This is a genomic window from Bacillus sp. FSL K6-3312 (assembly GCF_038007485.1).
GTDB lineage: Bacteria > Bacillota > Bacilli > Bacillales > Bacillaceae > Bacillus > Bacillus pumilus.
On the sequence record NZ_JBBOXI010000001.1, the window covers coordinates 2,195,915 to 2,208,768 of the forward strand.

Annotated in this window: 9 protein-coding genes; all 9 read right to left on the bottom strand. The window is 41.7% G+C overall.

What is annotated here, in order from left to right:
• Nucleotides 1-160: 160 nt before the first annotated feature.
• The 9 genes from MHI11_RS11420 to tsf all read right to left on the bottom strand — a co-directional run bounded on the left by MHI11_RS11420 (nucleotide 161) and on the right by tsf (nucleotide 12,807).
• On the bottom strand, nucleotides 161-4,414 hold the full coding sequence (locus MHI11_RS11420; RefSeq protein ID WP_340962319.1) for a PolC-type DNA polymerase III: 4,254 nt from the start codon (nucleotides 4,412-4,414) through the stop codon (nucleotides 161-163).
• Between the two features lie 135 nt (nucleotides 4,415-4,549).
• Nucleotides 4,550-6,247 (bottom strand): proline--tRNA ligase, encoded by a 1,698-nt coding sequence (locus MHI11_RS11425; RefSeq protein WP_044141892.1) that lies wholly within the window; start codon nucleotides 6,245-6,247, stop codon nucleotides 4,550-4,552.
• An 80-nt stretch (nucleotides 6,248-6,327) separates the two neighbouring features.
• On the bottom strand, nucleotides 6,328-7,593 hold the full coding sequence (rseP, locus tag MHI11_RS11430) for an RIP metalloprotease RseP (RefSeq protein ID WP_340961115.1): 1,266 nt from the start codon (nucleotides 7,591-7,593) through the stop codon (nucleotides 6,328-6,330).
• A gap of 6 nt (nucleotides 7,594-7,599) precedes the next feature.
• Nucleotides 7,600-8,751 (bottom strand): 1-deoxy-D-xylulose-5-phosphate reductoisomerase, encoded by a 1,152-nt coding sequence (gene dxr / locus MHI11_RS11435; RefSeq protein WP_340961116.1) that lies wholly within the window; start codon nucleotides 8,749-8,751, stop codon nucleotides 7,600-7,602.
• Between the two features lie 39 nt (nucleotides 8,752-8,790).
• Nucleotides 8,791-9,585, bottom strand: coding sequence for a phosphatidate cytidylyltransferase (locus tag MHI11_RS11440; RefSeq protein ID WP_044141895.1), 795 nt, complete (start codon nucleotides 9,583-9,585; stop codon nucleotides 8,791-8,793).
• Between the two features lie 12 nt (nucleotides 9,586-9,597).
• A complete protein-coding gene (locus MHI11_RS11445; protein ID WP_044141896.1) occupies nucleotides 9,598-10,380 on the bottom strand; it encodes an isoprenyl transferase in 783 nt (260 codons plus the stop codon).
• 129 nt (nucleotides 10,381-10,509) lie between these two features.
• Nucleotides 10,510-11,067, bottom strand: a complete 558-nt coding sequence (gene frr, locus MHI11_RS11450) for a ribosome recycling factor (RefSeq protein WP_003212469.1) — start codon at nucleotides 11,065-11,067, stop codon at nucleotides 10,510-10,512.
• Nucleotide 11,068: 1 nt separating this feature from the next.
• Nucleotides 11,069-11,791 (bottom strand): UMP kinase, encoded by a 723-nt coding sequence (pyrH, locus tag MHI11_RS11455; protein WP_003210919.1) that lies wholly within the window; start codon nucleotides 11,789-11,791, stop codon nucleotides 11,069-11,071.
• A gap of 134 nt (nucleotides 11,792-11,925) precedes the next feature.
• Nucleotides 11,926-12,807 (bottom strand): translation elongation factor Ts, encoded by an 882-nt coding sequence (gene tsf / locus MHI11_RS11460; RefSeq protein ID WP_044141897.1) that lies wholly within the window; start codon nucleotides 12,805-12,807, stop codon nucleotides 11,926-11,928.
• Between the last annotated feature and the right edge of the window lie 47 nt (nucleotides 12,808-12,854).

Below are 12,854 nucleotides of genomic sequence, written 5' to 3' on the forward strand. Positions count from 1 at the left end.
ACATACAATCTCTTCTTTTAAAACATCACGCTAAATCAAGGTATATGAATGAATTAGAAAATGATTCCATTTGGTGGAAATTCTTTATTAGTTAACATAATAATATTATTGTATATATAAAAAAGAAACGCCCCTTTAAGGGCGCTCTTCATTAATCGCATTAAAACAAAGAAAGCTGGTTTTGATCGGGAAGTGCTTCTAAGCAGCCTTGACGATCTAAATATTCTAGGATCGTTTTCGACACTTTTCCGCGTTTTTGTAAATCTTCTTTTGAAAGGAATTCCCCGTCTTGTCGTGCGCGAACAATATTTAACGCAACGTTCGTTCCGAGTCCAGGGATTGAGTTAAATGGCGGAATCAATCCGTCACCATCAATGATAAACTCTGATGCACTTGATCGGTAAAGGTCCACTTTTTTGAAATGGTAGCCTCTTTCACACATTTCAAGGGCAAGCTCTAGTACAGTTAATAGGTTCTTTTCTTTCGGTGATGCATCTAAACCTTTTGAGTTAATATCGTCCATGACTGCTCGAATCGCATTTGATCCTTTTGTCATTGTTTCAATATCAAAGTCATCTGCACGAACGGTAAAGTAAGCCGCATAGTATAAAAGTGCATGATGCACCTTAAAGTAGGCAATCCGTACAGCCATTAATACGTAAGCAGCTGCGTGGGCCTTAGGGAACATGTATTTGATCTTTTTACAAGAATCAATATACCAGTTCGGTACATTATTATTCTTCATTTCTTCTTCCCATTCAGGGGGAAGTCCTTTTCCTTTACGAACAGACTCCATGATTTTAAAGGCAAGTGACGGTTCTAAGCCCTGATAGATGAGATAGACCATAATATCGTCACGGCACCCAATCACTTCACTTAGTTCACACGTTTTATTGTGAATAAGCTCTTGCGCATTCCCGAGCCATACATCCGTCCCGTGTGATAATCCAGAGATCTGAACGAGCTCTGAGAAGGTTGTTGGTTTTGTATCCTCAAGCATTTGCCGAACAAACCTTGTCCCAAACTCTGGAATACCGAGTGTACCTGTTTTACAGCCAATTTGCTCCTCTGTTACACCAAGAGGCTCTGTTCCTTGGAAAATTTTCATCACTTCTGGATCATCTGTTGGAATCGTCTTTGGATCAATTCCGCTTAAATCCTGAAGCATACGAATAACCGTAGGATCATCGTGCCCTAGTATATCAAGTTTGAGCAAGTTGTCATGGATTGAGTGGAAATCAAAATGCGTCGTTTTCCAATCAGAACCTGTCGCATCTGCTGGAAATTGAATTGGTGAGAAATCGTAAATGTCCATATAATCCGGCACTACAATAATACCGCCTGGATGCTGGCCCGTTGTCCGTTTTACCCCTGTACAGCCTTGTACAAGCCGGTCGATTTCTGCGCCCCTCATATGAAGATTATGATCTCCAGCGTAGCCTTTCACGTAACCATACGCTGTTTTTTCTGCAACAGTACCAATCGTACCTGCTCGGTATACATACTCTTCACCGAACAGCTCTTTCGTATAGTTATGGGCAATCGGCTGATATTCACCTGAGAAGTTCAAGTCGATATCAGGGACTTTGTCTCCTTTAAAACCTAAGAACGTTTCAAACGGAATATCATGTCCATCTTTTTTGTACGGCGTGCCACATTCCGGGCAGTCCTTGTCAGGAAGGTCAAAGCCTGAACCAACAGATCCGTCGTTAAAGAACTCGGAATGCTTACAGCTTGGACATACATAATGCGGCGCAAGCGGGTTCACTTCGGTAATCTCTGTTAAAGTTGCAACAAGAGATGAGCCGACAGATCCCCTTGAACCAACAAGATATCCGTCATCAAGTGATTTCTTTACAAGCTTATGAGAGATTAAGTAAATAACGGCGAATCCATGCCCGATAATACTTTTTAATTCTTTCTCAATACGGTCTTCTACGATTTTCGGCAAATCATCTCCGTAGATGCTGCGCGCCATTTGATAGCTCATTTCCCGTACTTCTTCATCTGCACCTTCAATTTTTGGTGTGTATAGGTCATCTTTGATTGGTTTAATGCTTTCGACCATCTCAGAGACTTTTTTCGTATTCGTCACGACGATCTCTTTCGCTTTTTCCTCTCCTAGAAAGGAGAATGCTTCAAGCATTTCATCTGTCGTTCTAAAATGAACTTTTGGCAGTTCATGACGGTTCAGCGGATTTGCTCCACCTTGTGATGAAATTAAGATTTTACGATAAATTTTGTCTTCTGGATGCAGATAATGCACATTTCCAGTTGCTACGACTGGTTTATTCAGCTTTTCGCCAAGCTTCACAATGTTTGTGATGATTTCTTTTAACGCACGTTCATCTCGAACAAGCTCCAGCTGCAGCAGATGCTGATACACTTCTGGCGGATGAACTTCTAAATAGTCGTAAAATGCTGCAATGTCTTCCACCTCATCAGGTGATTTTTGCATCATTCCTTCAAACACTTCACCCTTATCACAGGCAGACCCGATAATTAAACCTTCTCGATATTTCTCAAGCTGTGAGCGCGGAATGCGCGGCACTCGGTAGAAATAATGAATATGAGAAAGAGAAACAAGCTTGAATAAATTTTTCAGCCCTGTCTCATTTTGTGCGATCAGAATGGCATGGTAAGGACGTGAGCGCTGGTAAGCATTAGACTGACCCATGTTTTCATTCAATTGATCGTGATAGGCAATATCCTTTTCAGCGGCATCTTTTAGCATTTTCAGCATGAGGTAGCCTGTCGCCTCTGCATCGTAAATGGCCCGGTGATGCTGCGTCAGTTCTATATCGAACTTTTTACAAAGTGTGTTCAGCCGGTGATTCTTAAATTCAGGGTAAAGGAATCGGCCAAGTTCCAGTGTATCAATCACAGGGTTTGACGCTTTATCTGTTTTTAACAGGCGCTTGTACGCTGTATTTAAAAAGCCCATATCAAAGCTTGCATTGTGCGCAACAAGGATATCTTGTCCAATCCATTCTTTGAAATCCCGTACGACATCGACGACATCTGGAGCATCTCTGACCATATCATCCGTGATACCTGTTAATTCGATCGTTGTCGCTGATAATGGGTGATGAGGATTTGCAAATGCCTCAAAACGGTCAATGATTTCTCCGCCTTTTATTTTCACTGCTGCCAGTTCAATGATCGTGTCATACACAGCTGAAAGTCCGGTTGTCTCGACGTCAAATACGACATACGTTGCATCCTCTAACAAACGGTGCTCTGGGTTATAGGCAATAGGTACTCCGTCGTCAACCAAGTTGATTTCCACACCATACATCATTTTGATGTCATGCTTTTTACTTGCTGCATACGCATCTGGGAAGGATTGTACAACCGCATGATCCGTCAGGGCAATTGCTTCATGTCCCCATTTTTTTGCTTGTTCTACCAACTTGCCGATGCCAGTAACAGCATCCATTTGACTCATTGGGGAATGCAAATGAAGCTCGACACGCTTTTCACCCTCAGGTGCCGTATCTACTTTCAGCTGAGGTTTCATTTCGTTTACATCATTGGCAATCATGACAAGGTCTCTAACAAACGTATCGTTTTGAATGCTTCCTCTTGCTTTGACCCACATGCCTTTTTTCAATGATTTCATCAGCTGGGCATCTTCTTTTTCTCTTGCAAACATTTTGATTAAAATACTGTTTGTATAATCTGTAATTTTAAAAATACAAAGCGTTCTGCCGCTTTTCAGCTCACGCGTTTCTGCATCGAATACGTAGCCCTGGACGGTGATTCTTCTTTCCTCATCCATAATACTATCAAGCGTACGAATTTCTTCATTGTCTTTAATTTGATAGCCAATCATGAGAGGGCCAGACGGACCTTCCTCCTGCTCCTCACTTTCCTTCTTCTCCATCTCAGTGAGAGCTTGCATCGCTCTTTCTTGATCTTCAGCAAGCTTTTGTTCTCTGAACTTCTGAATCTCTTGATCTGATACAAAAATTTCTGTATCAAATTGAAGTTCTGGAAAACCTACTTGTTTAAAAGCAGCCTGGAGCATTGGACTGTACTTCTTCTTGATGGCCAAAGCCTCTGTTTCGCTTTTCGTTTTGATGATGATTTTATGTCCAGAAAGCGATGGTTTTTGCTGCTGAAGCAAGCTGATGATTGGAGGAGAAATTCCTTGAAGCTCTTCCACACAATGTGACCAATACGATTGAACGAGCTCTTCAGAGATGCTTGGATCATTGACTTCAATCGTACAAGTAACTTGTGCAATATGAGAAAATGCATTTGTCAGCCTGCTGAGAAACATCGCATATACCTTGTAAGGCAGAAGCGCCTTAAATTTAAAAAGAAAATGCCACGTTTTCGTCGCCTTATGCACCGTCAATTTGACGATTTCTCCTTCTTCAAAGTAACGACTGAGGTCATCATCTGTCATTTGAATCTGATTGAGTAATATATGAAATTGCCGCCGTGTGATCGGTAATTGTTCATCCAAGACAGGACCCTCCTTTTGTCAATCAGAAAGGTACCTCTTTTCTACAGGAGGTACCTTCATTTTTTTGTTCGTTTTTTATGCTTGGCGTATAAATGAAATCAGCTCATCAACAGATACTTCGTGTGATTCCCCTGATTTTCTAAACTTCACTTCAACAATGCCTTCTTCTGAACGTTTTCCGCAGCTAATGCGAATTGGCAGCCCAATTAAATCACTGTCTGCAAATTTCACTCCGACACGCTCCTGGCGGTCATCGAAAAGTACGTCAAAGCCCTGATCTTCTAAGCGCTCGTATAACGTTTCAGCTAGCTCTTTTTGAGCATCGTTTTTCATATTTAATGCAAGGAGGTGAAGGTCATATGGCGCAACAGCTTCCGGCCAAATGATTCCTTTCTCATCGTGATGCTGTTCAACAATCGCTGAAAGCGTTCTAGAGATACCGATACCATAGCAACCCATAATCATTGGCTGCGCTCGACCATTCTCATCAAGGTACGTCGCATCCATTGACTCAGAATAACGAGTGCCTAGTTTAAAGACTTGTCCTACTTCAATCCCCTTGGCAAACTGGATTGTGCCTTCTCCATCTGGAGAAACGTCTCCTTCTTGAATCAAACGAAGATCTGTGAATTCTTTCACTGACACATCACGCGCAGGATTGACATTGACATAGTGATGATCCGCCTCGTTTGCACCTGCGACAGCATTTGTCATGCCTTTAACCGCAAGGTCTGCATAAATATCGACTTCTGCTTCCAGCTTCACTGGGCCAACAAATCCAGGCTCTGTTCCAATGACTTCCAGTACTTCTTCGCGAGTAGCAAGCTCTACAAGCTGTGCTCCTACCAAGTTTTTCACTTTCACATCATTTACTTCATGGTCGCCTCTCGTCAGGATGAGAACATACGCATCATCTGCTTTAAACAAAACAGACTTGATACAAAGAGAAGGATCAACTTCTAAAAATCCAGCGATGTCTTGAATCGTTTTCACTTGCGGTGTATGGACTTTTTCAAGTTCTTTGAAGTCCGCAGGGTTTGCTTCTTCCCCTTGATATACAGCTTCAGCCATTTCAATGTTCGCAGCATAGGAAGATGTGTCAGAGTATGCGATTGTATCTTCTCCTACTTCTGACAGTGCCATAAACTCATGTGTATCTTTTCCTCCCATTGCACCAGAATCTGCAATGACTGGTCTAAAATTAAGACCTACTTTTGAGAATACATTGGAGTAAGCTGTAAACATCTTATTGTAAGTGTCATCAAGGCTTTCTGGTGAAGAGTGGAATGAGTACGCATCTTTCATAATAAATTCACGTCCGCGCAGCAGCCCAAAACGCGGTCTCTGTTCGTCGCGGAATTTTGATTGAATTTGATAAAGAGTTAAAGGAAGTTTCTTATACGATTTCACTTCGCTGCGTACGAGTGATGTAATCACTTCTTCGTGCGTTGGGCCAAGTGCAAACTCACGGCCATGACGATCTTTCATACGCATCAATTCTGGACCGTATGTATACCATCTTCCTGACTCTTGCCACATTTCTGCCTGCTGCAGCACTGGCATTAACAGCTCAGCTGCTCCCGCCTTTTCCATCTCTTTGCGAACGATGGATTGAATATGCTGGATGACTTTATGAGCAAGCGGAAGATAATGATAGATTCCGCTTGTATTTTGTCTAATGAACCCAGCTCTTACTAAGAGCTGGTGACTTTTTGCTTCAGCATCTGCTGGCACCTCTCGAAGAGTTGGAATAAAAGTCAGGGATTGTCTCATGTCGTTACACCTCATTTATGAAATAGGACTTCTCACAAAAACTCTTGTTTCCCGTAATGAGAAACAAGAGACATTGGTTTTTATAAAAATAATCGCTGGATGTCATTCCACGTAACCACTAGCATTAACAGCATGAGGAATGCAACACCGATAAAGACAACAAGTGCTTCTTTCTCACGATTAATTGGTTTACCGCGAATGGCTTCAACAAACAAGAATAGTAAACGTCCTCCGTCTAGTGCAGGAATCGGCAATAAATTCACGATGCCTAAGTTAATACTAAGGAACGCCGCAAACTGCATTAATGTTAACATACCTTGCTTAGCTACTTCTCCTGTCATGTCATAAATTCCAACAGGACCTGCTAACATATCTAATGAAAATTGCCCTGTGACAATTTTTTGCAAGTTCGTTAAAATCAAACCTGCTGTTGAAATCACAGTTGTTCCTGAGGATGAAATAACCTTCAGAAATCCATTTTCCGTTGGCGGATAAGATCCGAAACGGCCAATGTTTTTTCCGTCTGCTTTCACAGCTTCTGGTACAACCTGCACAGTGCTTTCTTTTCCGTCTCGGTCAATGACGACATTCATTTTTTTCTCAGGGTTCTTTTGAACGGTTTGAACGACGTCTGTCCAAGAATTCATTTTATCCCCGTTAATGGACACGATGTGGTCTCCCTGCATGAGTCCAGCTTCTGCCGCGCGGCCGTCTTTCGTCAGCTTGCCGAGTACAGGATCATCAACGGTAACCCCTTGAATAAATCCTAAAGCAACTAAAATCACATAAGCCAAAATAAAGTTCATAATCGGTCCAGCTGCGATCGCTTTAATACGCTGCCATACCGTTTTTGATCCAAATTGGCGATTGTACGGTGCGATTTGAATTTCTTCACCATCTGCAATATAAAAGCTTGTTTGACTCACATTGTAGCCAGTCAAAATATCTTCATTTCCAGCTTCATATCCTGAGATTCTCATGGCATGATCTAAATCAATTTGCTCCACTTCGATGACAAGTGCATCAGGATATTTTTCTTTATCATTTAAGATGATTTTTTCTACTTCATTTTGCTCATTGAATAAGAGCCCCACTGTATGACCTGGTTTAATTTCAATGACTTCAGGGTCCTCTCCTGCCATTTTAACAAATCCGCCAATAGGGAGAAGTCTAATGGTATAAACGGTTTCCTTTCGTTTAAAGGAGAAAATCTTCGGTCCAAAACCAATTGCGAACTCACGGCATAAAATCCCCGCTCGCTGCGCCATAATTAAATGGCCAAGCTCGTGGAAAAAAACGAGCGTTCCAAAAATAATAATAAACGCAATCACTGTATTCACGAACATACCACCTTATGTGAGGATTGATTGAACAAAGTCTCGTGTATCTTTGTCCACTTCATGGATATCTTGCAAACTAGGCGTTGAAATCACATGATGTCTGTTTAGTGCCTTTTCAATCAATTCTTCAATTTGCAGGAACGTTACTTTGCCTTTCAGAAATGCATCGACTGCCATTTCATTTGCTGCATTGAGCACAGCAGGCATTGTCCCCCCTATTTTACCTGATTCATAAGCAAAATGTAAGCAGCGATACCTGTTAGAATCCGCTTTTTGGAAATTCAATTGTCCAATCTCCCAAAGGTTCAATGATTTCGCTTCTGGTAACGGCGCCCTGTCAGGGTATGTGAGTGCATATTGAATGGGCACTCTCATGTCAGGTGTCCCTAACTGAGCCATGACGCTTTTGTCGTGAAATTCCACCATCGAATGGATAATGCTCTCCTTATGTAACAGCACATCAATTTGGTCATAAGGTATATCAAACAACCAATGCGCTTCAATCACCTCGAGCCCTTTATTCATCATCGTCGCTGAATCAATGGTAATTTTCGCTCCCATTGACCAGTTTGGGTGGTTCAGCGCTTCTTCAACCGTAACACCTTCAAGTTCAGTTCGTTTTTTATCTCGGAAACTACCACCTGAAGCTGTCACGATTAAGCGTTCAATGTTTTTAGCTTGTTCACCTTGCAGGCATTGAAAAATAGCGGAATGCTCACTATCGACAGGAAGTAAAGGTACATCATATCTTTTCGCGTACTCTTTTACTATATGACCAGCTGTCACAAGTGTTTCCTTATTTGCGAGTGCAATCGTCTTTTTTTGTTCAATGGCCTTTAATGTTGGAACAAGCCCGACACTTCCGACAAGGGCATTGACCACAACGTCCACTGCTTCATAGGTCGCGGCTTCGATGTTGGCTTCATCACCAGCAGCTATCTTGACATCGTATTCAAATGAATGACCTTTTAGCGTGTGATAGGCCTCTTCACTTAAGCATCCGACAAATTCAGGCTGAAACTGTTCAATGATTGGTATGGCTTTGTCTACATTTCGGCCAAACGTCATGGCTTTCAGCTTAAATTTGTCTGGGTGCTGCCTCATCACATCTAATGTTTGTTCTCCAATTGATCCTGTTGCGCCTAATAGCGAAATATATCTCAAATTGCCACTCCTTCTCTCGTTCAATAAGTTTCTATGAGGTTAGCTGGCAAACGTTGCGAGCAGTAAATATAAAAACGGCAGAACGAATAAAAAGCTGTCAAACCTGTCCAAAATCCCGCCATGTCCAGGGAGAATTGTCCCTGAATCCTTCACGTGGTAATGACGCTTTAAAGCAGATTCCACAAGGTCGCCAAGCTGCCCAAAGATACTGAGCAAAAGCGTAATAAACATAACAAGCAGATATGATGGCAAAAATCCTGTAACCGCCTGAAACACAAATGACAACACGACCGCTGTGACGATTCCACCGATAAATCCTTCTACTGTTTTGTTTGGGCTGATCTCTGGCCAGAGCTTTCGTTTTCCCATAGATTTCCCAATAAAATAGGCACCTGAGTCAGTGGACCAAATAATCACTGCTGCGAAGAAGATCGCACTCATGCCATATAAGCCTCTAATTTGGATAAAATAATAGAAACTGACACCAATATATAATGTCGCTAATATCACAAAAGCAACCTCATCGAATGTGAAAGAGTTTTTGCTCAACACTGTATAAGTTAAAAGAATTAAGACTGCAAATAAAGCAATCTGCATTTTTGATGCGTCTACGTTCGGGAAGAAGCTGTTCTCTCCGCCCATTAAAAGCCAAAGCAATATTAAGCTGACAATACCAGGAAAGCTGAAAATCGATATCTTTTTCATTCTTAGAAGCTCAAAGAGAGCGACACTTCCCATTAAGTAAATCAGCAGGGTAAATGGCATCTGTCCATATATAACTGCAAGTAAAAAGACTGCAGCTGCCAAAACACCCGTCAAAATTCTTTGTTTCATCTGCACCACCCTCTAAATTCCACCGAACCTCCGGCCGCGGCGCTGGTATTCTCCGATAGCGCCTATAAGATGCTCATCAGAAAAGTCAGGCCAAAGCACATCCGTAAAGACAAACTCGCTGTACGCAATTTGCCAAAGCATAAAGTTGCTTAATCTAATTTCTCCACTTGTGCGAATAAGCAAATCCGGATCTTGAAGAGATTCTGTCATTAAATAAGCTGAAAACATCTCTTCTGTGATGTCTTCTGCTTGAAGCTTACCTTCTTTGACTTTTTCAGAAATTTGTCTGCATGCGGAGACGATTTCTGTGCGCCCTCCATAGTTGAGCGCAAAATTCAAAACGAGTCCGTCGTTATTCGCCGTACTCTTTACTGCGTTCTCTACCGCTCTTTTCGTATGCTGCGGGAGGCCGTCTGGATCACCTGTTAAACGCACACGGACATTTTCCTCGATGAGCTCGGGCAGGTAGATGTTCAAAAATTCTTCAGGAAGTTTCATTAAAAAGTCTACTTCTAGTTTTGGACGTTTCCAATTTTCCGTAGAGAAAGCATACAAAGTCAGCACTTTGACATTCAGCTCATTTGCAAGCTTTGTCATGCGCTTGACGACTTTCATTCCTTCATGATGTCCTGCTACCCGCGGAAGAGCACGTTTTTTTGCCCATCTTCCGTTCCCATCCATGATAATGGCGATATGTGCAGGAATTTCTCCATTTAATATGTCTTCTTTTGTCAGACTTTCTAAGTTGGAAGCTGCAGTTTGCTGATTCTTCCAATTTTTGAGTATATTGAGCATGAGATTCCTCCATCACCCAAAAAGGTTGCGTTTCCGCTAATAATATAGTCACCAACAGTATTAACAAAAAAACCCCCTGTAAACATGAAGAGGGTCTTTTCACTATTATCTATTGTACATAGTTTTTTCTTAAACTTCCATGATTTCTTTTTCTTTATCTTTCGTCACGTCATCAATTTTAGCGACATATTCATCTGTCAATTTTTGAACATCCTCTGTTGATGATCTTAATTCATCTTCAGTGATCTCACCATTTTTCTCGAGCTTTTTCAACTCATCGTTTGCATCACGACGAACATTACGAACAGCTACTTTTGCTTCTTCTGAATATTTTCTTACCACTTTCACAAGCTCTTTACGTCTTTCTTCTGTTAGTGCAGGAATCGCAATACGGATCACATTTCCGTCACTTGTTGGCGTGATGCCAAGATCAGACTTTTGGATCGATTTTTCGATATCACCGATAGCTGTTTTATCATAAGGTGTGATAATCAGCATACGTGCTTCTGGCACTGTGATTGACGCGATTTGGTTAAGTGGTGTTTGTGCACCGTAATAATCAACCGTCACTTTATCAAGCAATGAAGCATTTGCTCTGCCCGCACGAACAGTTGCAAGTTCACGTCCGTATGCTTGAACGGCTTTTTCCATTTTTTCTTTCGTTTGGTTCAATACTTCTTTTGACACGTTATTTCCCCCTCACTATCGTTCCAATTGATTCGCCATTTACGGCACGTTTAATATTTCCTTCTTCCATAATAGAGAATACGATCAATGGAATGTCATTGTCCATACATAATGAGGACGCAGTAGAATCCATTACTGCAAGCCCTTCTTTTAGCACATCAAGATATGAAAGCTTGTCATATTTTACTGCATCCGCATCTGTACGAGGATCAGCACTGTAGACACCGTCTACATTATTTTTCGCCATTAAAATGACATCTGCTTCAATTTCTGCTGCACGAAGTGCTGCCGTTGTATCTGTAGAGAAATAAGGGTTACCAGTACCTGCAGCAAAAATCACGACACGTTTCTTCTCAAGATGACGGATCGCTTTTCTTCTTATGTATGGTTCTGCAACCTGTCTCATTTCGATAGAGGTTTGTACCCTAGACTGAATGCCAAGCGTTTCTAGGCTGTCTTGTAGCGCGAGTGAATTCATCACTGTTGCCAGCATGCCCATGTAGTCTGCTGTTGCACGGTCCATTCCTAAGTCACTACCTGTCTTACCGCGCCAAAGGTTTCCTCCGCCTACAACAACTGCAACCTCAACATCTAGCTCTGCAATTTCTTTTACTTGCTTTGCAATTGAATGAATGACAGTTGGGTTAATTCCATTTCCAGCATCACCTGCTAGTGCTTCGCCACTTAGCTTCAGTACAATGCGATTATATTTCGGTTTGCTCATGATAACCTCCAAGTGTATACTATACCGTCTCTTATTATGCGTAAGAAACTGCCTTTTGTAAATCAATATCCTCTAAAAAATAGGGAACACAGTGCTTGTGCTCCCTAAAAAAGCCCCAGAGAGCTTTTCAAACATTATTTTTTCACTTGGCTCATCACTTCATCAGCAAAGTTGTCTTGACGCTTCTCGATGCCTTCGCCCACTTCATAGCGAACATAAGTTTGAATGCTTGCGTTTTTCGCAGCTACTACTTGTTTCACTTTTTCATCTGGGTTTTTAACGAAAGCTTGGTCAAGTAAACAAATTTCTTCGAAGAATTTGTTTAGACGGCCTTCTACCATTTTAGCAACGATGTTTTCAGGTTTTCCTTCTTGAAGCGCTTGCTGCGTTAATACTTCGCGCTCACGGTTTGCTTCTTCTTCTGACACTTGGTCACGAGAAATGTATTTAGGGTTTACAGCAGCAACGTGCATTGCGATGTCTCTTGCAAGCTCTTCGTCAGTTGTTCCGTTAAGAACAGCTAACACACCGATGCGTCCGCCCATGTGTAAGTAAGAACCGAATGCTGCGTTATCTTCTTTCGTGATAACAGAGAAACGACGTAGAGTGATTTTCTCTCCGATTTTCGCAATTGCAGATGTAATATGCTCTTCAACTGTTGAACCGTTTTCCATTTTAGAAGCATGAGCTTCTTCAATTGTTGCAGGTTTAGCAGCAAGCAAATGATCAGCAAGTTCGTTAAGAAGTGATTGGAATCCTTCGTTTTTCGCAACGAAATCAGTCTCAGAGTTCACTTCTAGGATCACGCCTGTGTTGCCGTCAGTTTTGATAAGAGTTAATCCTTCTGCAGCAATACGGTCTGCTTTTTTCGCAGCTTTTGCAATTCCTTTTTCTCTTAGAAGATCGATTGCTTTATCGATGTCACCATCAGTTTCTGTTAACGCTTTTTTACAGTCCATCATACCTGCACCAGTTTTTTGACGCAGTTCTTTCACTAATTGAGCAGTAATAGCCATTTTACATTTCCTCCTTCTATGTTAAAACACGGATTACTAGGTGAAAA